At 66.2% G+C, this 22,660-nt stretch carries 19 protein-coding genes; 9 read left to right on the forward strand and 10 right to left on the reverse strand.

What is annotated here, in order from left to right:
• Positions 1-4: 4 nt before the first annotated feature.
• The 5 genes from AB4118_RS11265 to AB4118_RS11285 are packed head-to-tail and all read right to left on the reverse strand — an operon-like array spanning position 5 to position 4,784.
• Positions 5-547, reverse strand: a complete 543-nt coding sequence (locus AB4118_RS11265) for a GNAT family N-acetyltransferase (protein ID WP_441489799.1) — start codon at positions 545-547, stop codon at positions 5-7.
• Between the two features lie 23 nt (positions 548-570).
• Positions 571-1,764, reverse strand: coding sequence for a M20 aminoacylase family protein (locus AB4118_RS11270; protein ID WP_441489800.1), 1,194 nt, complete (start codon positions 1,762-1,764; stop codon positions 571-573).
• 14 nt (positions 1,765-1,778) lie between these two features.
• The gene (locus tag AB4118_RS11275) at positions 1,779-3,131 is read right to left on the reverse strand and encodes an LLM class flavin-dependent oxidoreductase (protein ID WP_441489801.1); all 1,353 of its coding nucleotides are present in this window, start codon (positions 3,129-3,131) and stop codon (positions 1,779-1,781) included.
• Between the two features lie 26 nt (positions 3,132-3,157).
• Complete coding sequence (locus AB4118_RS11280; RefSeq protein ID WP_441489802.1) at positions 3,158-4,162, reverse strand: LLM class flavin-dependent oxidoreductase; 1,005 nt, start codon at positions 4,160-4,162, stop codon at positions 3,158-3,160.
• Between the two features lie 52 nt (positions 4,163-4,214).
• Positions 4,215-4,784 carry a flavin reductase family protein gene (locus AB4118_RS11285; protein WP_441489803.1) on the reverse strand — a complete coding sequence of 190 codons (570 nt, stop codon included), beginning with the start codon at positions 4,782-4,784 and terminating at the stop codon, positions 4,215-4,217.
• A gap of 785 nt (positions 4,785-5,569) precedes the next feature.
• On the opposite strand from AB4118_RS11285, the gene pehA reads away from it, so the two are divergent.
• The 9 genes from pehA (at position 5,570) to AB4118_RS11330 (ending at position 16,715) form a co-directional block, all read left to right on the forward strand.
• Positions 5,570-7,174: a phosphoric/sulfuric ester hydrolase PehA gene (gene pehA / locus AB4118_RS11290; RefSeq protein ID WP_441489804.1), complete on the forward strand. Its 1,605-nt coding sequence runs from the start codon at positions 5,570-5,572 to the stop codon at positions 7,172-7,174.
• The gene (locus AB4118_RS11295; RefSeq protein WP_441489805.1) at positions 7,141-8,778 is read left to right on the forward strand and encodes an ABC transporter substrate-binding protein; all 1,638 of its coding nucleotides are present in this window, start codon (positions 7,141-7,143) and stop codon (positions 8,776-8,778) included. The genes pehA and AB4118_RS11295 overlap by 34 nt, the downstream gene beginning before the upstream one ends.
• A 71-nt stretch (positions 8,779-8,849) precedes the next feature.
• Positions 8,850-10,487, forward strand: a complete 1,638-nt coding sequence (locus AB4118_RS11300; RefSeq protein ID WP_441489806.1) for an ABC transporter substrate-binding protein — start codon at positions 8,850-8,852, stop codon at positions 10,485-10,487.
• Positions 10,488-10,492: 5 nt separating this feature from the next.
• Positions 10,493-11,503: an ABC transporter ATP-binding protein gene (locus AB4118_RS11305; RefSeq protein ID WP_441490035.1), complete on the forward strand. Its 1,011-nt coding sequence runs from the start codon at positions 10,493-10,495 to the stop codon at positions 11,501-11,503.
• Entirely contained in the window at positions 11,500-12,492 is a 993-nt protein-coding gene (locus tag AB4118_RS11310) for an ABC transporter ATP-binding protein (RefSeq protein WP_441489807.1), read from the forward strand. Before AB4118_RS11305 ends, AB4118_RS11310 begins: the two co-directional genes overlap by 4 nt.
• Positions 12,492-13,427 carry an ABC transporter permease gene (locus tag AB4118_RS11315; protein ID WP_069880364.1) on the forward strand — a complete coding sequence of 312 codons (936 nt, stop codon included), beginning with the start codon at positions 12,492-12,494 and terminating at the stop codon, positions 13,425-13,427. The genes AB4118_RS11310 and AB4118_RS11315 overlap by 1 nt, the downstream gene beginning before the upstream one ends.
• A gap of 1 nt (position 13,428) precedes the next feature.
• Positions 13,429-14,304, forward strand: a complete 876-nt coding sequence (locus AB4118_RS11320) for an ABC transporter permease (RefSeq protein ID WP_441489808.1) — start codon at positions 13,429-13,431, stop codon at positions 14,302-14,304.
• Positions 14,305-14,319: 15 nt separating this feature from the next.
• Positions 14,320-15,243: a sugar phosphate isomerase/epimerase family protein gene (locus tag AB4118_RS11325; protein WP_441489809.1), complete on the forward strand. Its 924-nt coding sequence runs from the start codon at positions 14,320-14,322 to the stop codon at positions 15,241-15,243.
• Positions 15,240-16,715, forward strand: coding sequence for an alkaline phosphatase family protein (locus tag AB4118_RS11330; protein ID WP_441489810.1), 1,476 nt, complete (start codon positions 15,240-15,242; stop codon positions 16,713-16,715). Before AB4118_RS11325 ends, AB4118_RS11330 begins: the two co-directional genes overlap by 4 nt.
• A gap of 209 nt (positions 16,716-16,924) precedes the next feature.
• Here AB4118_RS11330 and AB4118_RS11335 read toward each other — a convergent pair whose 3' ends face one another.
• From AB4118_RS11335 to AB4118_RS11355, 5 genes are read right to left on the reverse strand one after another with little or no spacing between them, the layout of a single operon-like run.
• Positions 16,925-17,965, reverse strand: a complete 1,041-nt coding sequence (locus AB4118_RS11335) for a DUF6925 family protein (RefSeq protein WP_441489811.1) — start codon at positions 17,963-17,965, stop codon at positions 16,925-16,927.
• Positions 17,952-18,752: an ABC transporter ATP-binding protein gene (locus tag AB4118_RS11340; protein ID WP_441489812.1), complete on the reverse strand. Its 801-nt coding sequence runs from the start codon at positions 18,750-18,752 to the stop codon at positions 17,952-17,954. Before AB4118_RS11340 ends, AB4118_RS11335 begins: the two co-directional genes overlap by 14 nt.
• The gene (locus AB4118_RS11345) at positions 18,752-19,777 is read right to left on the reverse strand and encodes a FecCD family ABC transporter permease (RefSeq protein WP_441489813.1); all 1,026 of its coding nucleotides are present in this window, start codon (positions 19,775-19,777) and stop codon (positions 18,752-18,754) included. Before AB4118_RS11345 ends, AB4118_RS11340 begins: the two co-directional genes overlap by 1 nt.
• The gene (locus AB4118_RS11350; protein WP_441489814.1) at positions 19,774-20,640 is read right to left on the reverse strand and encodes an ABC transporter substrate-binding protein; all 867 of its coding nucleotides are present in this window, start codon (positions 20,638-20,640) and stop codon (positions 19,774-19,776) included. The genes AB4118_RS11345 and AB4118_RS11350 overlap by 4 nt, the downstream gene beginning before the upstream one ends.
• On the reverse strand, positions 20,637-22,580 hold the full coding sequence (locus tag AB4118_RS11355) for a TonB-dependent receptor plug domain-containing protein (protein WP_441489815.1): 1,944 nt from the start codon (positions 22,578-22,580) through the stop codon (positions 20,637-20,639). The genes AB4118_RS11350 and AB4118_RS11355 overlap by 4 nt, the downstream gene beginning before the upstream one ends.
• Positions 22,581-22,660 lie beyond the last annotated feature (80 nt).

Here is a 22,660-nt window from a genome sequence, read left to right on the forward strand (position 1 = left end):
GCGCTCAGGCCGCGCTGGCGGCACCCGGCCGTTCGCTGGCCGACGCATGCGGCAGATGCCCGGCGAGCGGGCCGAGCTCCTTTTCAAAGGGGAGCTTAAGATGGACCTCGGGATGGACCGTGATGTCGAAGAGTGGGCGATAGCCGGTCTGCAGGTAGAGTTCCTTGGCTTCGGGCTGCCGGAAGCCGGTCGTCAGGTAGATCCTGCTGTAGCCCTGGCGCTGGGCCTGCGCTTCAAGTTCCTCGACCACCTTGCGGGCCAAGCCCTGGCGACGGAAATCGGCGTGGGTCCAGATCCGCTTCAGCTCGGCCGTGTGCCGGTCGTGGCGCATGAAGGCCCCGCCGCCGATCGTGCGCCCATCGCGAACGAGCAGGACGAAATTGCCATCCGGCGGCGCAAACAGCTCGGCCGGATAGCGGCTCATCTCGGCACCAGGCGGCTCTCCGAAAATGCTGCCATAACGGGTCGCGTATTCCCAGGTCAGCGCTTCGATCAGGGGCTGCGAGCGCGCGTCGAGCGGCGTGGTGTAAATGAAGCTGTCGGCCATGATGGGCTGCCTTTCCGGCGGGTTCAGGAGAGGTAGGCCTGCGCCAGCGCGACCCAGTAGGTCGCCGCGGGCGCCAGGGTGGCGTCGTTGAAGTCGTAGTGAGGGCTGTGCAGGGGTGCGCTGTCGCCGTTGCCGACGAAGAGGTAGCTGCCGGGGCGAGCCTCCGAGATGAAGGCGAAATCCTCGCTGGCAGTGCGTGGCCTGAAATTCCGTTCGATCCGTTCTTCGCCGAAGGCCGCCACCGCAACCTCGCGTGCGAAGGCGGTTTCCGCATCGTGGTTGACCAGCGCGGGGAAGCCGAGCCGGTAGCGGACCTCGGCCCTTGCACCAAAACTCTCGGCCTGGGCACGCACCAGCGCCGGAATGCGCTGCTGCAACTGCTCGCGGACCGTGCTGCTGAAGGAGCGGATCGTCAGCCTGAGCTCGACGCTGTCGGGGATGACATTCGAGGCGGTGCCGCCATGGATCGAGCCGACTGTGACGACGGCGGCCTCCAGCGGGTCGATGTTGCGGGAGACCACGCTCTGCAGCGTCGTGATCACCGCGGCGGCGGCAACGACCGGGTCGACCGTCTCATGGGGAGCGGCTCCGTGTCCCCCCTTGCCGAGCACAGTGATATGGGCCTGATCGACCGAGGCCATCGCCGGACCGGCAATGAAGCCGAATTGTCCGGCCGGAACGCCCGGCCAATTGTGCAGGCCGAAGACGGCGTCGCAGGGGAAACGCTCGAACAGCCCCTCCTCGATGAGCTTGCGGGCGCCGGCGCCGATCTCCTCGGCGGGCTGGAAGATCAGGGTCAGTGTGCCTGAGAAGCGCCCGCTTTCTGCGAGATAGCGCGCTGCCGCAAGCAGGATCGCCGTATGCCCGTCATGGCCGCAGGCATGCATCGCGCCGGCATGGATGCTGGCATGGGCCAGGCCCGTTGCTTCCTGGATCGGCAGAGCATCCATATCGGCACGGATGCCCAGTCGACGCTCGCCGTTGCCGCGCCGGAGCGTCGCCACGATGCCGGTGCCGGCGAGCCCTGTCGTGACCTCGTAGCCCCATCCGGCGAGGTGCTCCGCGACGAGTGCGCTGGTCCGCTTTTCCGCGAAGGCGAGCTCGGGGTGGCGATGAAGATCGCGGCGCAATGCGATGAACGCGTCGGCGAAGGCTGCGACGCCTCGGGCCGCGTCTTCGCGCTCTTGCTGGCCAATGCCGGGTGTGTGAAAGGTCATGTCCTTGCCCCGGCTCAGCCGGCCGAGCGCGCCAGCGCGGCCTGCTGTGGCGCAGGTTCGCCAACATGGCGGCTTTCCCGGCGCGGCAGACCGAGATGGTCGCGTAGCGTGGTGCCGGGCAGGCTGCGGTCATAGACGCCGCGCTCTTCGAGCACCGGGATGACGAGTCGGGCGAAGTCGTCGAAACCCTCGGCAATCACGGGAAAGCCCAGGATGAAGCCATCTGCCGCCTGCTGTTCGACGCGGTCGATGATCCGTTCGGCGACGGCCCCGGCGGTGCCGATGAAATCGGTCCGCGGTGTGGTGGCTTCGAGAGCGACCTCGCGCAGGCTCAGGCCCTTCAGGGCCGCATTGCGCTTGATGCGGTCCGTGGTCGAGCGGAAGCTATTCTTGCCGATCTCGCCCAGCTCGGGGAATGGCTGATCGAGCGGGTAGGTGCTGAAATCGTGATGGTCGAAGAAGCGGCCAAGATAGAGCAGGGCCTCGTCGATCGAGACGAGGTCGCGGATGGCGCGGTATTTCTCCTCGGCTTCCCGCTCGGTCGCTCCCACGATCGGGCCGATGCCCGGGAAGACCTTGATGTCGCTCGCGCTGCGGCCATGGGCGATGGCGCTGTTCTTGATGCTGCGATAGAAGCCCTGGGCCTCCTCGAGTGCGACATTGTTGCTGAAGACGGCATCCGCGTGCTTGCCGGCAAGCCCGATCCCAGCGTCGGAGGCGCCTGCCTGGAAGACGACCGGCTGCCCTTGCGCGGAGCGGGAAATGTTCAGCGGCCCCTCGACCTGGAAGAAGCGGCCCTTGTGCCCCAGCGTGTGGAGCTTGGCCTTGTCGAAGAAGACGCCGTTCTCGCGGTCCCGCGGGAAGGCATCGTCGTCCCAGGAATCCCAAAGGCCCTTGATGACATCGAGATATTCGGTGGCGATCTCATAGCGGAGGGCATGCTCCGGATGCGGCCGGCTATAGTTGCGGCCCGAGCCTTCGAGCGGCGAGGTCACCGCATTCCAGCCGGCGCGCCCGCCCGAGATCAGATCAAGCGAGGCGAACTGGCGCGCGATGGTGAAGGGATCGCTGTAGGAGGTCGAGACGGTGCCGACGAGGCCGAGCTTGCTGGTCGAAGCAGCCAGCGCCGACAGGATCGTCAGCGGCTCGAAGCGGTTCAGGAAATGCGGGATCGACTTGTCGTTGATGTAGAGCCCGTCGGCGACAAAGGCGAAGGCGATGCCGGCACTCTCCGCCTTGCGCGCGGTGCGGACGAAGAAGTCGAAATTGACGCTGGCATCGGCAGGGCTGCTGGGATGGCGCCAGGAGTTCATATGGCTGCCCGGGCCCTGCAACATGATGCCGAAAGTGATGGGTTTCTTGCTCATGGAACGTGCTCCGGTGGAGAAAGTGGTCAGGCCGCGGCCGTCAGGACTTCGTCGGCGAGCAGCGCGATCGACGCGAGCCGCTGCTGCCGGGCGGCTGCCGGCGTATCGAGGATGAATTCAGCGATGCCGAAGCGCCGGTGCAGCGCATCGAGCTCGCGCCGGACCCGGCCCGGCGTGCCGGCGACGATGCTCGGGCGGCGCAACTCCGTGCGGTAGGAGGTCACGCCCGCTTGCCGGGCGTATTCCGCGGCCTGCGCTTCGCTGCCGACATTGAGAGCCTGACCATCGTCGAGGTAGAGACGCACGATCTGCAGCCCGTCCGCGATCCGTTCGGCTTCCTCGTTGCTCTCGGCGGCCAGCGCGGTCACCGCGAGGAGCGGCGTGCCAGGGCCTCCTGCATTGGCGAAGGCCTCGATGCTTGCCTCGATCGCTGCGTGATCGCCATTGAGCTGACCGGCAAAGACGAACTGCCAGCCCTGTTCGGCGGCAAGTCGCGCGCTTTCCGGGCTGCCGCCGAGCAGGAAGCGCTGCGGCACCTCGGGCGGGATTGGCGCTACAAGGGGCCGGTCGAGGGCCTGGCCAGCGTCCGTTCCGTGATCGAGATAGGCGCCGAGTTGGCGCAACTGCGTGCCGAACTCGCGCCGGACGGCGGGATCATGTCCCCATTGCAGCGCGCGCGTCGCCAGTGGCAGTCCGCCCGGCGCCTTGCCGATGCCGAGATCGACCCGGCCCGGTGCGAGTGAGGCGAGGACGTGGAAGTTCTCCGCCACCTTGTAGGGGCTGTAATGCTGGAGAAGGACGCCGCCCGACCCGACCCGAATGCGCGAGGTGCTGGCCAGGATATAGGCCGCCAGCACTTCCGGAGAGGAACTGGCGACGCCCGCCATCCCATGATGCTCGGCGAGCCAGAAACGGTGATAGCCCCAGCGCTCCGCATTCTGAGCAAGTGCGACCGAGCGGGCGAGGGCGATGCTGCCGGTCTCGTCGTCGAAGACGGGGCTCTTTTCGAGCAGGCTGAGGCGATAGGTCATTGGAGCGGCCTTCGTGAATGCAGGTCTGCGTGCGGGTTTGGGGCGGGTGGAATCAGAGCGCCCGCAGGCCGAGCGCCGCCGCGGCCTCGTCCGCCATCCAGCCGAGGCGCTCGTAGTCGCCGCGCCAGTAGACGAGGGCCGCTTCGTCGGCGCCGAATCTGACGGCCCGCACGCGGCCGATGACGATGCTGTGGGAATGGCGCTCGATCAGTTCCTCGACTTCGCAGTCGAGGGAGGCGAGCGTGCCCACCAGGAGTGGGGCGCCGGTTGCGGCGGTGGTCCATTCGGCGTGCCGGAAGCGCTCGACGCCCTTCTCGCCGTTCCGTCCGGCGAAGCGATCCGCGATCTGCTTCTGCGCCGCATTCAGGAAGTTGATGCCGAAGGTGCGATACCGCTGCAGGGTCGGATAGCTCGACGATGTGCGGTTGAGTCCGAACATGACGGTCGGAGGCTCGGCCGAGAGCGAGGCGACCGAGGTCGCCGTGAGGCCGGTCCGATCCTCGCCTGCGCCGGTCGTGATGACACTGACCCCGCCAGCGAGGTGGCGGAAAGCGGCACGGAATGCTGCTGCTTCGTCGCGAATCGTGGGCGAAGCTGTTGGCAAGCGCGTGACGATGCTCATGGGGAATCCTTCAAGCCATGCGGGCGGGTTTGGACGCAGCGATCTCGCAACGGCTGTCGATCAAGCCGTGCGTTCGCCGACCGAGCCGGCCAGCGGCCGAGCCGAAAAGAGGGGTGGTGGGACGTTCCGAGCGGGCCAGAACACTGTCTGACCCAAATCCGAGGCGTCGACGGTGTTCGGCATGGCTCCGCCGCGGCCGAGCTGAGCGGCGTTACCCACGCGGGATCAGGAGGAGCGGGGCGCGGTGCCGTTCAGGCCCGGCACGCAGGAGTGTTCAACATCGATGCGCCCGATCAGACGCAGTTTTATGAATATAAAGTGGAATTCTCTTCGATGTTGATTCAGTCATGAACGTGTCTCCAGCAATCGGGAGCCCACGAATGCATTCGTGGTGCTTTTAGCTTTGGTGACGCGGTGCAAGCTGCTCCAGCAAATCCCGCGATCGACACCGTCGATACTATGATCATTCTGCATCAGGTTGCTTCGGTCAATGAAACGTCTTTTCAAAGATCGCTCTCGAACCGGGATAAACGCCTCTGGACGGCGAGGTGCTCGAAAGGCTTTGCCTCATGCGCTGGACGTACGTGACCTGCGGGGCATCCCGCCTTCGTCAGCGCGCAACTCCGACATTGCTGGCGCACCGGCAGCGCGCTGGGCAGAGACGCAAGGTCACCATTCCAGCTTGGCGAACACTCGCAAGATGGCTGCCCTGGCTTTCATCCAACAGTCATCCCGGCGTCATCCAGGCGACCTAGGCAGGCGGCCTCACAGCTGGATTGCCGAGAATGAAACGCCAGAATGTTCTCCTGATCGTCGTCGACCAATGGCGCGCCGATTTCATACCGCATCTGATGCGGGCCGAGGGGCGCGATCCCTTCCTGAAGACGCCGAATCTCGATCGCCTTTGCGCGGAGGGCGTGACCTTCCGCAACCATGTCACGGCCTGCGTGCCTTGCGGTCCGGCCCGGGCCAGCCTGCTCACCGGCCTCTACCTGATGAACCACCGCGCCGTGCAGAACACGGTGCCGCTCGACCAGCGCCATTTCAATCTCGGCAAGGCGCTGCGCGCCATCGGCTATGATCCTGCGCTGATCGGCTACACCACGACGACGCCCGACCCGCGTGCGACCTCGAAGAACGACCCGCGCTTCCTCGTGCTCGGCGACCTGATGGACGGTTTCCGTTCGGTCGGCGCCTTCGAGCCCAATATGGACGGCTATTTCGGCTGGGTGGCGCAGAACGGCTTCGAACTGCCGGAAAAGCGCGAGGATATCTGGCTGCCGGAGGGCGAGGACTCGGTGCCGGGCGCGACCGACAAGCCGTCGCGCATCCCCAAGGAATTCTCCGACTCGACCTTCTTCACCGAACGCGCGCTGACCTATCTGAAGGGGCGCGCCGGCCGGCCGTTCTTCCTGCATCTCGGCTATTATCGTCCGCATCCGCCCTTCGTTGCGCCGGCGCCCTATCACGCGATGTACCGCCCGGAGGATATGCCCGGGTTGGTGCGGGCGGAATCACCGGAAGCCGAGGCGGCTCAGCATCCGCTGACCAAGTTCTACATCGACTCGATCAAGCGCGGCTCCTTCTTCCACGGCGCAGAAGGCTCGGGCGCGACCTTGGACGAGGCTGAAATCCGCCAGATGCGGGCGACCTATTGCGGCCTGATCACCGAGATCGACGACTGCCTCGGCCGGGTTTTCGCCTATCTCGACGAGACCGGGCAGTGGGACGACACGTTGATCGTCTTCACCAGCGATCATGGCGAGCAGCTCGGCGACCACCACCTGCTCGGCAAGATCGGCTTCAACGACGAGAGCTTCCGCATTCCGTTGGTGGTGAAGGACCCGCGCGGAGCGGATGAGCGTCGCGGTGCGATCGAGGCCTCCTTCACCGAGAGTGTCGACGTGATGCCGACCATTCTCGACTGGCTCGGCGGCGAGGCGCCGCGCGCCTGCGACGGGCGCTCGGTGATGCCGTTCCTCAGCGAGGGACGGCCGGCGGATTGGCGCAGCGAGCTGCACTACGAATACGATTTCCGCGACGTGCACTACTCCCAGCCGGAGCAGGTGCTGGGCCTCCACATGGATCAGTCCAGCCTCTGCGTGATCCAGGACGAGCACTACAAATACGTCCATTTCGCCGCGCTGCCGCCGCTCTTCTTCGACCTCGCCAAGGATCCGCACCAGTTCGTCAATCTGGCCGAGGACCCGGCCTATGCCGCCCTGGTGCGCGACTATGCCCAGAAGGCGCTGTCCTGGCGGCTGATCCATGCCGACCGGACCCTGACCCATTTCCGCTCCGGCCCGCGCGGGCTCGAGGAGCGCGATCCCAACGCCACCCCCTCAGGAGATGAACAATGGTCGGTTCCTTCACGCGTCGCGGCGCAATAGCGCTCGGCGGCTCGGCCCTCATTCTGCCGCGCTTTGCGATCGCGCAGGCCGATAACCGGCCCTCGATCACCATCGCAGTGCAGAAGATCGCCAATTCCAACACGCTCGACGTGCTGCGCGAGCAGTCCAATGTCGGTGAGCGTGTCTTCTTCTCGTCGATCTGGGAGGGGCTGATCGGCCGCAACTGGCTCGGCAATCTCGAGACGGTTCCCGGTCTTGCCACCGAGTGGAAGCGCATCGACGACAAGACCGTCGAGCTCAAGCTGCGCCGCGGCGTGAAGTTCCATAACGGCGATGAGCTGACGGCGGAGGACGTCGCGTTCTCCTTCAGCAAACAGCGCATGTTCGGCGACACGCAGCCGTCGCAAGGCAAGACGATCTCGGTCGACTTCGTCGTGGGTGGTGGCCGCGCCAACAAGGAACTGCCGGCGGAAGTGCCGGCGGTGGCGCGCCGCTCCTGGCCGGCTCTGCTCGGCATCGAGATCGTCGACAAATACACGGTGCGCTTCGTCAACGGCACGCCCGACGTGACGATGGAGGGCCGCATCTCGCGCTATGGCAGCGAGATCATGAATCGTCGCGCCTTCGAAGAGGCGAAGACCTATAGCGACTGGGCGACCAGGCCGGTCACGACAGGCCCCTACCGGATCGCCGAGTATCGCCCGGACGTCTCGCTGTTGCTCGAGGCCCATGACGAGTACTGGGGTGGCCGCCCGCCGCTGAAGTCGATCCGTTTTGTCGAGGTGCCGGAGACGGCGTCCCGCATCAACGGGCTGCTCTCCGGCCAGTACCAGTTCGCCTGCGATATCCCGCCGGACCAGATCTCGCAGATCGAGAAGAATCCCGCCTTCGAGGTACAGGGCGGGACCATCCTCAATCACCGCCTGACGGTGTTCGACAAGAACCATGCGCAGCTGCAAAATCCGCTGGTTCGCCGCGCCATGACACATTCGATCGACCGGCAGGCGATCGTCGAATCGCTTTGGGCCGGCCGTACCGTCGTGCCGAAGGGGCTGCAATGGCCCTATTATGGCGAGATGTACCACGCCGATTGGGCGGTGCCGGCCTTCGATCTGAAGCTGGCGCGCGAGCTGGTCAAGCAGTCCGGCTACAAGGGCGATCCGATCCCCTATCGGCTGCTCAACAACTACTACACCAACCAGACTGCCACGGCGCAGGTCCTGGTCGAGATGTGGAAAGAGGCGGGGCTCAACGTCGAAATCCAGGTCAAGGAGAACTGGCAGCAGATTCTCGAGCGCACGCCGACCCGGGCGGTACGCGACTGGTCGAATTCGGCGCCCTTCAACGATCCCGTCTCCTCGATCGTCGCCCAGCACGGTCCAAACGGCCAGCAGCAGCAGGCCGGCGAATGGCGCAATGACGAGATGAACACGCTCTCGGTCGAACTCGAAACCTCGACCGACCGCGCCCGCCGCAAGGCTGCGTTCCGCCGCATGCTGGAAATCACGGAGCGCGAGGACCCGGCCTATACGGTGCTGCACCAGAACGCGACCTTCACGGCCAAGCCCAAGGCACTGGCCTGGAAGGCCTCGCCGGCCTTCGCCATGGATTTCCGCGCCGAGAACTGGGGCGGCCGGAGCTGAACGCAGTCTTATCGCGGCGCGCCCCGAAAGGGCGCGCCGTTTTCTGTTTCCGATGACTTCTGGAGGGTTCCTTGACCCATCTGACACGCCGCCATGCGCTTGGCCTCGGCGCGGCCTCGACCGGTGCCCTGATCCTGCCGCGCTTCGCGATCGCGCAGGCCGATAACCGGCCCTCGATCACCATCGCGGTCCAGAAGATCGCCAATTCCAACACGTTGGAAACGCTGCGCGAGCAGTCCAATGTCGGCACTCGCACCTTCTACAGCTATGCCGAGAGCCTGATCGATACCGACTGGGCCGGCGACCTGTCGCTCCGGCCGGGCCTCGCCACGGCCTGGCGCCGCATCGACGACCGCACCGTCGAGCTGACGCTACGCCAGGGCGTGACGTTTCATAATGGCGAGACCATGACTGCCGAGGACGTCGCCTTCTCCTTCGGCTCCGAACGGATGTGGGGCGGAGCGGGGCAGGCGGGCACGGCCGGGCTATTCGGTTCGGTGACTGCCGGCGCCGCCGGCAAGCAGCCGCCCGCCGAGGTGGTGGCGGTGGCGAGGCGAGCCTTCCCGGGCTTCGAGAAAATCGAGATCGTCGATCCGCAGACCGTTCGCTTCGTCAACAAGACACCCGACGTGACGCTCGAAGGCCGTATCTCGCGCAATGTCGGCATCATCGTCTCGCGCAAGGCCTTTGCCGAGGCTGGAAGCTGGCTCGACTGGGCGCGCAAGCCCGTCGGCACAGGGCCCTATGGGATCGCCGAGTTCAAGCCGGACCAGTCGCTGACGCTCGTCGCGCATGACGCCTACTGGGGCGGCCGGCCGCCGCTTAGGCAGATCCGGTTTGTCGAGGTGCCGGAGACGGCGTCCCGCATCAACGGTCTGCGTTCGGGCGAGTATGACTTTGCCTGCGATATCCCGCCTGACCAGATCAGCGAGATCGAGAAGAACCCGCGTCATGAGGTGCTCGGCGGCCTGATCGCCAATCACCGCCTGACGACCTTCGACAAGACGCACCCGCAGCTCGAGAACCCGCTGGTGCGTCGGGCCATGACCCATGCCATCGACCGCCAGACCATCGTCGATGCGCTCTGGGGCGGGCGCACCCGCGTGCCCAAGGGCCTGCAATGGGAGTTCTACGGCGACATGTTCATCGCCGATTGGGCGGTCCCGGCCTTCGATCCCAAACTCGCCCGCGAACTGGTGAAGCAGTCGGGCTACAAGGGCGACACGATTCCTTACCGGCTGCTCAACAATTACTATACCGGCCAGGTTTCAACGGCGCAGGTGCTGATCGAGAGCTGGCGCGAGATCGGCCTGAACGTCGAAATCGAAAGCAAGGAGAACTTCCCGCAGGTTCTGGCAAAGGGGCCGACGCGGGCGGTACGCGACTGGTCGAACAGCGCCGCCTTCAACGATCCTGTCGCCTCGATCACCGCCCAGCACGGCCCGACCGGCCAGCAATGGCAGATTGGCGAATGGCGCAACGACGAGATGGGCAAGCTGTCCGACGAGCTTGAAACTTCGACCGACCGTGCCAGGCGCAAGGCGATGTTCCGCCGCATCCTGGAAATCTGCGAGCGTGAGGACCCCGCCTATACCGTGCTGCACCAGACAGCGAATTTCACGGCGAAGCGCCGGGATATCCAGTGGAAGGCGGCACAGGCCTTCGTCATGGATTTCAGGGCGCGCAATTGGGGCGGGATCCGCTCGTGAGCACGATGTTGGACAGGTTCGGCAGCGTCGCTGACCCGCTGGTCGAGATCAATGGACTGACGGTCGCCTTCGACGGCGTGAAGGTGTTGCACGGCATCGATCTCTCGGTCGCACGCGGCGAGGCGGTCGGCCTGGTCGGCGAGTCCGGCTGCGGCAAATCGGTGACCTGGCTGGCAGCCCTCGGCCTGCTGCCGAAGAAGGCGAGCGTCTCCGGCAATGTCAGGCTGGGCAGCACGGAACTGATCGACGCCGAACCGGACGTGCTGGACACGGTGCGTGGTGGGCGCATTGCCATGATCTTCCAGGATCCGGCGAGCGCGCTCAACCCGGTCCTTCGCCTCGGCAAGCAGGTGGGCGAGGCCCTGGCGCTGCATGGCGGCCTCTCGGGTGCGGCGATCAGGGCGGAGGCGAAACGCCTGTTCGATCTCGTCGGGATTCCAGACGCGGCGTGCCGCCTCGACGCGTTCCCGCATGAGCTCTCGGGTGGCCAGAACCAGCGCGTAATGATCGCCATGGCGCTCGCCGGCAAACCCGACCTGCTCGTGGCCGACGAACCGACCACGGCGCTCGATGCCACCATCCAGGCGCAGATCCTCGAGCTGTTGACCAAGATCCGGCGCGAGACCGACATGGCGCTCGTGCTGATCAGCCATGATCTCGGCGTGATATCGCAGACCTGCGACCGGGTCTGCGTGATGTATGCCGGGCGGATCATCGAGACCGCCGAGGCTCAGTCGCTGTTCGACGAGCCGCTGCATCCCTACACGCAGGGCTTGATCGCGGCGCTGCCGCCGCTGGAAGGCGTGCGCCGCAGGCTCGACCCGATCGAGGGCAATGTGCCCGAGCCTTGGAACCTGCCACCCGGCTGCGCCTTCGCGCCACGTTGCCCACGGCGGGGCGAGGCCTGCGACGCAGGCGTGCCACCGCTGGCCTGGAAGGCGCCGGGACGCTTTGCGGCCTGCATCAAGGCGCTTCAAGCGGAACCTGTCCGTCCGCGGAAGCCGGTCTACGCATGAGCGCTCCCTTGCTTCAGACGAGAAATGTCGCGCGCTGCTACGGCATGCGCAAAGGCCTGCTGGGCCGATCTATCGAGGTGCGCGCCGTCGACGGCGTCTCGCTGACGGTCGAGCGTGGCCGGACGCTTGGCCTCGTCGGTGAATCCGGCTCCGGCAAATCGACCACGGGCCGGCTCGCGCTCGGGCTCGAGAAGCCCGACGCGGGGGATGTTCTGTTCAACGGCGCTCCGATGCCGGCCACGGACACCTTGGCCTGGCGCCAGATGCGCGCGCGCATGCAGATGATCTACCAGGACCCGCTGGGCGCGCTCGACCGGCGTCTCCAGATCGTCGAACAGGTGCGCGAGCCCTTCGACGTGCATGGGCTCGGCGAGCCGAAGGAGCGCGAGGCGCTGGCTTTCGCGTTGCTGCAATCGGTCGGCCTGCGCGCCGACCAGAGCCGGCGCTACCCGCATGAACTCTCCGGCGGGCAGCGCCAGCGCGCCGTGATCGCGCGTGCGCTCGCCACCAAGCCCGACCTCCTGGTCTGCGACGAGCCGGTTTCGGCGCTCGACGTTTCGATTCAGGCGCAGGTGATCAATCTTCTGGTCGATATCCAGGAGGAGCTCGGCCTGGGTCTGCTCTTCATCAGCCACGATCTCAAGGTGATCAGGCAGGTCAGCCATCGCGTCGCGGTGATGTATCTTGGCCGGATCGTCGAAGAGGGCGAAGCCGATCTGCTGCTCTCCGACCCGGCGCATCCTTATACGGAGGCCCTGGTTTCGGCCGCTCCGGTGCCCGGCCGCCGCGCGCGCCCCCGAATCGTGCTGCAGGGCGACCCTCCGAACCCGGCGGCGCGCCCGTCCGGATGCGCCTTCCACCCCCGCTGTCACGCGGCGCGCGAGCGCTGCAAGGTCGAGAGCCCGTTGCTGAAGCCGATGCCGGACGGCCGGCTTGCTGCCTGCCATGTTGCACATGACCAGGCCAATTTCCTGAAGGCTGCGAGCTGATGCTGCGTTTCTTCTTTCTGCGTCTCGGGCGCGCGGCGCTGACCGTTGCCCTCGTGGTGACCTTCGCCTTCGTGGTGCTGAGGCTTTCCGGAGACCCGGCCCTGATCATCATGAGCGTGGATGCGCCGCCCGAGGCCATCGCCGCCTTCCGCAAGGCCTGGGGCCTCGATGATCCGATCTGGCTGCAATATCTCCGCTATTTCTCGGCGATCGGGCAGGGTGAGCTTGGCCAGTCGATGCGCGACGGCCGGCCGGCTCTCGAACTCGTCGCCGAGCGCATCCCGGCCACGCTGGCGCTGACCTTGCCGGCGCTTGCCCTCAAGCTCGGCATCGGCATCCCCGCCGGCATCTATGCCTCCCTCCACCGCGACAGCCTGATCGACCGCATCGTCATGGTCACGGCAGTCGCCGGCTTCACAGTACCGAGCTTCGTGCTCGGCCTGGTGCTGGTGCTGATCTTCTCGGTCCAGCTCGGCTGGCTGCCCTCCGGCGGCCAGGAGAGCTGGCGCCACGCCATCCTGCCGGTGCTGACGCTCGGCATTGGCGGCGCGGCAGTCCTTGCCCGCTTCACCCGCAGCGCCATGCTCGAGGTGCTCGGCCAATCCTATATCCGTACGGCCAGCGCCAAGGGCGTGCCGTGGCCTGCCGTGGTGCGCGGCCACGCGCTGCCCAACGCCGCAGTCCCGACCGTCACCATCGTCGGCTTCATGGTCGGCAGCCTGATCGCCGGCGCTGTTGTGGTCGAGAGCGTATTCTCCTGGCCGGGCGTCGGGCGGCTGCTGGTGGTGTCCGTCGCCAACCGCGATCTTGCCATCGTGCAGTGCATCCTCCTGCTGGTCGCAATCACCATGGTCAGCGCCAATCTGATCGTCGATCTGCTCTATGGCGTGCTCGATCCACGCCTGCGCAGCGGCGCCAAGGCAGGAGCGCATTGAGATGGCCGACATCACAGCCGCTGGCCCTGCGGCCGCCACCGTCGACAAGGTCGCCCCCCAGCCGAAAAACCGCATCCCGCTGTTGGTCTGGTTCGGGCTGATCTGGATCGGCTTCATCCTGATCGTGGCGCTGACGGCGGACTGGATCACGCCCTATCGCTTCACGGCCTACGACCTGCGCAATCGGCTTTCGCCGCCCGGCCATGTGCTGCACTGGCTCGGTACCGACGAACTCGGCCGCGACGTGCTCTCGCGCCTGATCGTTTCGATCCGCATCTCGCTGCTGGTCGCCTTCGGTGCGACCGTGATCTCGGCGGTGTTCGGCACCGTGATGGGCTTTCTCGCCGCGCATTTCCGCGGCTGGGTCGAGCAGTTCGTGCTGATGCTGGCCGATTTCCAGGCGGCCATGCCCTTCCTGATCCTGGCGCTCTCGGTGCTTGCCTTCTTCGGCAATGCACTGCCGCTCTTCATCGGGCTGATGGGGCTCTATGGCTGGGAGCGCTATGCCCGCATCTCGCGCGGCCTGGCGATCTCGGCAGGGGCGCAGGGCTATGCCGGGGCGGTGCGCCAGATCGGGGCTAGTCCGGCGCGCGTCTACCTGCGCCATATCCTGCCGAACATCGCCTCGACGCTGATCGTCTCGATGACGCTGACCTTTCCCGAAGTCATCCTGCTGGAGAGCGGGTTGTCCTTTCTGGGGCTCGGTGTTCAGCCCCCAATGACGAGCCTCGGCAACATGGTCGGCTATGGTCGCGAATATCTGACCCGTGCCCCCTGGATCATGCTCGCGCCAGCCTGCACCATTGTGCTGACGACGCTGGCGGTGAGTCTCGTCGGTGACTGGCTGCGCGATCGGCTCGATCCGACCCTGCGCTGATCCTGGAGAGACAACATGCATCCCAATGGCGTCCGCGGTTTCGGCATCACGGCACCGCGTCCGAAGAGCGACCTCTCCGATTTCGCCGCGATCCTCGACAAGGTCGAGACGCTCGGCGTCGAGTCCACGGAGTTGCCGATCTTCGATATGGACCTGATCATCGGCGGGCGAATCCGCCGTCCGCATCTTGAACTGCTCAAGCGGGCCTGTGCCGGGCGCAAGCTCGCCTATTCCGCACATGGTCCGCTGGCGATCAATTTCTTCGACGATCCCGCGCGTCTGCCGCGCCATTTCGAGGTGCTCAAAGCCTCATTGGAGGTCGCGGCCGAGGTCGGCGCCGTGCATTACGTGATGCATTCCGGCGTGATGCCGGCCCAGCCCGGCGAGGTGGTCGAGGCTGCCTATGATCGCCAGCGCGAGTGGTTGTCGCGGGCGGGAGATGTGGCGCGCGAGTTCGAGCTGCTGCTTTGCGTCGAGACCATGTTCGGTGGCCACCATGGCAGGATGCACGCCTCGATGCCGTCGAGGCTCGCCGAGGAACTCACAGAGATCGGCCATTCCCACGTCTGGGCAACGCTCGATTTCAGCCATTCCTATTTGCGCACGGGCTATTTCGGCGGCGACTATCTCTCGGAGATCAAGGCGCTCGCGCCGCTCGCCAAGCATTTGCACGTGCACGATTCCTTCGGCCGGGCCGACGCGATCGAGACCTTTAGCCTGAGCGAGAAGCTCGCTTTCGGGCATGGCGACCTGCACTTGCCGGTCGGCTGGGGCGACATCCCCTGGCAGGAGCTCGTGGAGGCCTGTGTCTTCCCGGATGGCGTACTCTTCAACATCGAGCTCAATCCGCGTTTCTGGTACGCGGTCGATGAATGCGTGGCCGCAACCCGGGCGCTTGCGATGCAGGCGCTGACCAGCGGCCTGAGGAGGAGCGCGTGATCGATTCCGCCAGGGCTGCAGCCGCCCGCGTTGTCATCTGCGTCTTCGATGGCCTGCGTCCGGACTTCATCACGCCCGAGCTGATGCCGAACCTGGCGCGGTTCACCGGGCAAGGCACCTGGTTCCGCGAGGCGCGCAGCGTCTTTCCTTCAATGACACGTGTGGCCACCACCTCGATCGCAACCGGCGCGCCGCCAAAGGTGCACGGCGTCGTCGGCAACGCCTTCCTGTTCCCTGAGGTGACGCGAGAGCATGCGCTCGACATGAGCCGCGCAGACGATATCGCTCTGGCAGAGGCTGTAACCGGCGGAGGCCTCGTCGCGGCCGAGAGCTTCGGAGATGTGCTCGCGAAGGCGGGCAAGCGCTTCGCCGTGGTCCATACGGGTTCGGCCGGTTCGGCCTACCTGATCAATCCGCGCGCCAGGGCCAATGGCCACTGGACCTTCTCGATCCTCGGGCGCGAGCACAGCCAGACGCCAGAGGCGGTGGACGAGGTCGTCGCGCGCTTCGGTGCGTTGCCGCCGCGCAGCCTGCCCCGCTTCGAGGAGATCGATTATGCCGAGCGCGTGCTGCGCGAGCATGTGCTGGCCGAGATGAAGCCCGACGTCGCGCTGATCTGGTTCAATGAGCCCGACACGTCCTTCCACTACCGCTTTCTCGGCTCGCCCGAGACGCTCGCGGTGCTGAAGCATGTCGATGCCGCCTTCGGCAGGCTGCTTGAATGGATCGAGGCGCAGCCCGATGCCGAGCGCTATGCCGTCATCGCAGCCTCCGATCACGGTCAGATCTCGACCAAGGGCGAGCTCGCCCTCTCCGAGTTGTTACGTGGTCAGGGCCATGCCGGCCGCCGTGCCGCCGAGCGCACGTTGGCGGGCGCCAGCTTCTCGATGACCGGCGGCAATATGGGGGAGATCCGCATCCTCGAGGGAGGAGCGGCCCGGCGCGACGCGATTGCCGCCTGGCTCCGGGAGCAGGACTTCCTGGGCATGCTCTTCTCGAAGGCCCGCAACGAGGTCGAGGGTGAGGTCGAGGGAAGTTTTGCGCTCTCGCTGGTCGATCTCGACCATGTTCGCCAGCCCGATCTCGTCTATGTTCTGCGGTCGGACGACGAGCCGGACAGCTATGGCAATCCCGGGTTCGGGCTCCTGACCAAGGCCGATGTCCCGGTCGGGGGCGGCATGCACGGCGGCCTCAACCGGCACGAACTCAACACGGTCCTGGCCATCCGCGGCGCCGGCTTCGAAACCGGGGCGAAGGATGCCCGCGCCTGCGGCATCATCGATATCGGCCCGACCGTTCTCGGCATCCTCGGCCTTTCTCCGGCACGGACGATGCTGGGCCGCAATCTGGCGCAGCCGGCGATGGAGCAGGAGACCCGTTCGTTCGAGACCGGCACCGGCGGGTTCCGTCAGCGCCTCGAACGCGTCGACCGCAAGGGATCGCGCATCATCCTCTCCGGCGCACGAGGCTGACCCCGGGGCGGAAGCGCTTACCGCGCCTGTCCGAAGGGCATCGACGCGACATGTCCGACACCTTCGAAATGCTGGGCCGTCGTGCCAGCCATACGAGCCACCGGCACATGTGGGTGGGTAGAGTTGACGCTCCGTCTCGCCTTCCTTCGGCACCGGAGCGACCAGGAGCTTGAAGCCGAGAGCGCCAGGCTGAGGGATGCTCTGCCTCCTCAGCTCGCATGGCCATAGGCATCAGCGGTGTCATCCGCGCCAGCGCCTTCCACCCCGGCATCATCTGCCCGCCGCTCGTCATGAGCTGAGATCCAGGCGGAAAGCCCGGGCAGGGCGTCGCCGGACAGCGCGAGTTGGCGCAATGTCGCCCGCAGCGCGTGTCGGGCAAAACGATCCCGTGGGGCTGGAATGGTGGAGGGGGCGGCTCCAGCGGCAATGGCGGCCAGCACCCTCTGTTTCAACCTGACCAGTGCGGCGTCGCCATAGCGTTCCAGAAGGTCCTGGAACTGCCCGTGGGCGTTCGCATCGAAGGGCGTCGGCAAGCCCATTGCGTCCTTGATCGGATGCGCCGGCACGAGATGCGCGCAGGGCACCAGCCCCTCCGGTACCGGCTCCGTGGCGGCATGGGTCCGTCCGGAGCGCATCAGTTTGGGCAGGACATGGGTATGCGGCCCCTCGGGACTCCTGCCGTCTGCCGGGGGGATTGGCTGGTAGACTTCGCAACGGCCGAAGCGCGTGATGAAGACGCGATGCGGCCCGGCTGCGACGATGGCGGCCATGGCGGTGTTGCCGGCCTCGAATAGCGGGCGACCGCATTCGACGCGCAAGGCCTCGATCAGCACGGGAGTGTTGGTTCGGATGCAGATATCGACTTGCAGGGTATCGAGGCCCATGTCGAAGAGAATGCCCTCACGATCCTGCTCGCGCAGGGCGTCGCCATCGGGACCGATCTCGGTCAGGACGGTGCGCCGGTTCATTGCGCAGGCTGCGTCGGGCAGACAGAGCGCGATGCGGTGGTTCCAGCCCTGGCCGGTCGCGGATTCCGATGCAAAGGGCGTGACATCCGTCAGATCGCCGAAGCCGATGCCGCCGCGTGCAGTCGTCGCCGCAAGGACGTGAGTCTTATCAGTGAACTGAACGGGTTCGTTCGAATCGCGCATGAACTCCGCAATGGCGCCAAAGGTGCCGAGATTCCATTGCGAGGCTGGATCGGCGAGATGGGCGCGCAGGAGCGCACGGATGTCGTCACGGGCTGTCATGTCGAGATTGTTCCGATGTGAGGCGCCGCCAGGGCAACAGATAGGGCATGCCTGCTTCCAGGCCGCGGGCCGCCGCAATGCCGAAGACGTCAGCAAGATTGGCGTCGCTGAGGACGGTTTCGGGCGACCCGTCGGCAATGAGCCTGCCGCGGTCGAGCAGGATCAGGCGATCGCAGAAGCGCGCCGCCAGTGTCAGGTCATGCAGAATGACCGCCACCCCGGTTCCGCCGGCGGCGGTCCGGCGCAGAAGCTCCATGACCTCGAGTTGATGCAGCGGGTCGAGCGCCGCCAGAGGTTCGTCGGCAAGCAGGATCGACGCCTCGACGGCTAGCGCGCGCGCCAGCAGCACGCGCATGCGTTCCCCGCCCGAGAGGGTCTCGACTGTCCTGTCGGCAAAGGCGGTAGCGTCGGCTGCTGCCATGGCCCGCATGATCGCGGCGCGATCCGCCTCGTTCTCTCCGGCAAAGGGCTGGCGATGCGGCAACCGCCCAAGCCCGACGAGCGCTGCCGCGCGCATCGACCAGTGCACCGCGCCGCCCTGCGCAAGGAAGGCGATGCGCCGCGCCAACTCCTTGCGCCCGAGCGTCCGAACGGTCACCCCGTCATAGTGCACCTCGCCGGAATCAGGTGTGACGAGGTCGGCGAGCACACGCAGCAAGGTCGTCTTGCCGGCGCCGTTGGGGCCGATCAGCCCGACCATTTCACCTGCCGAAAGCGCGATATCGATGTCGCGCAGGATCGGCTTCCCGCCGAGCGTGAGCGAAATTCCCGAGGCTTCGATCTTCATCAGACCTCCCGCCGCAGGCGATGGATCAGGTGGAACAGGAAGGGGGCTCCGATCAGCGCCGTCACCACACCGAGCTTCAGCTCGGGACGGATCGGGGTGAGGCGCAGCGCGGTATCGGCGAGGAGTGTCAGGATCGCTCCACCGAAGCCGCTGACGAGCAGCAGCCGGCCCGGTCGGTTCCCGACCAGCGGGCGCAGCAGATGCGGCACGACAAGACCAACGAAACCAATCGCACCGGTGACTGCGACCGCACTGCCGACGGCGAGTGCAGCTCCGCCGATCAGCCGGGCACGCAGCCAGGCCAGGTCGAAGCCAAGGCTCTTTGCGGTGTCCTCGCCCAGGGTGAGTGCGTCGAGGGCAGGCGCGGTCGACAGCAGCAACAGCCAGCCGAGGATCATCGGCGGCAGCACGAGCCAGACATGGAGCAGGCTGCGGTCCGCGAGCGAGCCCATCAGCCAGAAGACAATTTCCAACGCTGCGTAAGGATTTGGCGCGAGGTTGAGCGCAAGCGCCGTCATCGCACCCGCGAAGCTGTTGATCGCGACACCGGCGAGGATCAGCGTCATCGTTCCGGCGCCGCGCCCCAGGAAGGCATAGAGCAGAAGCGTCGCCATTGCGGCGCCGGCCATGCCGCCCAAGGGGAGGGCGAGCGCCATCGTCGCCGACAAGCCGCTGTAGAAGACCACGACCGCGCCGAAGGCGGCGGCGCTTGAAATTCCGAGGATTCCGGGTTCGGCAAGCGGATTGCGCAGCAGGCCCTGCATGGCGGCGCCGGCAAGCCCGAGACTGAAACCGACGAGCGCGCCCAGCAGCGCGCGCGGCAAGCGCAGCTCGACAAGGACGAGCGCCGGCAGGGTCTTCCGTCCGGCGAGGGCGTCGGCGAGGGCCGCCTTGATGTCGAGTGGGGCATAACCCACCGCCATGGAAACGAGCATCATGGCCAGCATCAACAGGGCCAGCATGACAATGAGCCGCCCCAGCTTTGGCGCCCTGTCCCGTATCCTGCCCTGAACCGCGATTGTCATGAGCGCGATCCTTGCTTGCGGGAAGCGGCCAGCAGCTCAATGGCATCGAGCACGGCCGGTCCGGCGCAGGTCCAGAGTTTCGAGGGGAGGGCGACAAGCCTGAGCCGCGCGCCGAGCTTCGCCAGCAGCGGATGGCCGAGGATCTCGTGGGCGAGCGAGGGAGGGCCGTCCGGCGTGGTGTTGAGGATCAGCATGTCGGCCTGGCCGAGCGCGACCGTCTCCAGTGCGATCTGGCCATAGCTGTCGATGCCGAGCTCGGCGGCGAGATTGGTCAGACCGGCGCGGGTCAGGATTTCGTCTACGAGGGAGCCGCGCCCGACCGTGAAACCGTTCGGCCGCAGGACGAGCGCCCTGGGATGGCCGGCGATCGGGTTTGCGGTGAGTGCCTCGAGGCGTTGGTCTATCGCGGCGATCAGGGCCTTGCCCCGTTCCTCCTCGCCGAGCAAGGCCGCCATCTCGGCGATCTGCGTGCGCATTTCGGCGAGACTGCGCGGCACGCCGAACTCGCGGACGGGTACGCCCGCCTTCTTCAGCAGCGCGACGGTGCTGCGCGTCGTGTAGGCGCCAGCGATGATCAGGTCCGGCTTGTAGCTCAGCACCTCTTCCACAAGGCCGTGATTGGCCGGGATGGTCCTGGCAACCTCGGACATGTTGGCGTTGCGCGGGTCCTGGGAGAGCCAGGTGACCGAGGCGATGCGGTCGCGCTCGGCGAGCCGCAGCACCAGTTCGTCGGTGCACATGTTCAGCGAGACGATGCGGGAAGGCCTTGCCGGCGTTTCGGCGGCAATCGGGCCGCCGAACCCGAGCAAGAGGCCAAGCGCCAGCGCAGGGCCGGTGATCGCGTGGGTTGCCCGGCGCTTCACAGGGTTACCTTCAGCCCGCCATAGGCACCGAGACCCGGCACCAGGAAGCCGACGGGGTTCTCGTAGCGCTTGTCCAGCAGGTTATCGATGCGGCCGAAGACACTGAGCGTATCGGTTGCCTTGTACTCGGCGGCGAGATTGACGATGGCAGCTCGCGGCGCCCGCATGCGCGATATCGAGAAGTCTCGGTTTCCGTCGACGCGCTCACCCACATAGATCAGCGTCGCCGAAAGGGTGAGCTTGTCAACCGGCGTCCAGCTTGCCGTTACGCTGGCCTTGTGACGGGGACGGCGCAGCAGCTCCTGCCGGGCGATGTCGTCCTTGGCGATGGTGAAGGTGTAGTCCGCCCGCACCTTGAACTGGGGCGAGAGTTCGAGCGCGGCAAAGGCCTCGACGCCCTTGGTCGTGGCCTTGCCGATATTGGCATAGGAGTTCCGTGCTGCGTTGGTGACGATCAGGTTCTCGATGTCGTTGTGGAAATAAGTGGCGCCGAACCGGACCTTGTCTGCGAGCAAGGGCTGCTCGAAGCCGAGATCCCAGCCGCGGCTTTCCTCCGGCTTCAGGTCCGGATTGCCGAAGAAGTTGAAGGCCGGGCGAGAATCGCTGAAGCGCTCGCTCAGGGTCGGCGCCTTGAAACCTGTGCCGTAGCTCGCCTTCAGCTTGGTCTCGGTTCCCGGCACGATATAGGCCGGCGCGATGCGGTAGGTCGTGTGGCCGCCGAAGGTCTCGTCATCGTCGTAGCGGATGTTCGAGACCATGAAGAGCCTGTCGCTGAAATTCGACTGCAGTTCGGCAAAGGCGCCAGTATTGCCATTGGATGCCGTGAGGGCGCGGGTTTCCAGCCGCTCGCGCTCATATTGCAGGCCCATCACCAGGGTCTGGCCCTTCATCAGCTCCAGGTCGCCGCGCCAGTCGACCTTGGTGCGTTCGCCGAGATTCTCCGTCGGCAGGCCGAGGATACCAATGGCATTGGGAATGCGGTTGGAACGGTCCTGGTTGCTGTAGGACAGTCCGAAGCGATTGACGAAGCGCCCGCCGAGCGGATCCCAGACGACCTCTCCGCGCGTGAAGGCCTGCTTATAGTCCTGGCTGCTGCGGAAGCCGCTGGGCGTGCTGGGAAAACCGGAATCGCCGGTGAAGAGCAGGTAGCCGTCGGTGTAGCGGCCGACCCAGTTCAGCGACAGCGTATCGGACAGCGCGACGCCCAACCGGGCCGAATAGGTCCAGTTGTCGTAGGAGTTTGGATTGATGCGGCGCCCGGGTGGAACGAGACCGGCAGGTGTCACCGGGGTCGAATCCGATTTGAAATGGGCGATGCTGAGGGCGTAGTTGAAGCGGTCGTCGCCGCCGCTCAGACTGACCGCCTGGTTGAAGGTGCCGTATGAGCCGGCCTCGGCGCGGGCCGTCAGCTTTGGCGGACCGTCACCGCGCTTGGTCGTGATCGAGATGACACCGCCCAGTGCATTGGCGCCGTAGAGGCCGCTTTGCGGACCGCGCAGCACTTCGATGCGCTCGATGTCGTCGGTCAGCACCGAGCCGAAATCGAAGGAGCGGTTCGGCGTCGACGGGTCGTTGGCCTCGATGCCGTCGATCAGGACCTTGACGTGGTTGGAGTTGGTGCCGCGCATGAAGACCGAGGTCTGCCCGCCCGGGCCGCCGATCTGCACGATATTGAGGCCGGGAACGGCGGCCAGGGCCTGCGGCAGGGTTCGGCGCTGCTCGCGCTGGATATCGCCGGCGGTGATGACGGTCACGGAATTGGCGATCTCGCGGGCTGGCGTGGGCCGCGTCGTCGCGCTGACGACGATCTCGTCGAGGGAAATCGCTTCCGGAGCGGACTGGGCCGAGCTCCGGCCGGCGGGCAGGGAGCTGGCAGAGACGAGAAGCGGCAGGACTATGAGCAGCCGGCCGCGCCGGGCGGTCGGGGAAAGGCGGATCACTGGTGAAACCTCGGGCGTTGACGTCAGTGGCACGTCACCGCGAACGCGAGGCCCCGCCCGCTGCCCTTGGCCAGCGTGCA

The sequence above is a fragment of the Allobosea sp. 2RAB26 genome, assembly GCF_052115465.1.
GTDB lineage: Bacteria > Pseudomonadota > Alphaproteobacteria > Rhizobiales > Beijerinckiaceae > Allobosea.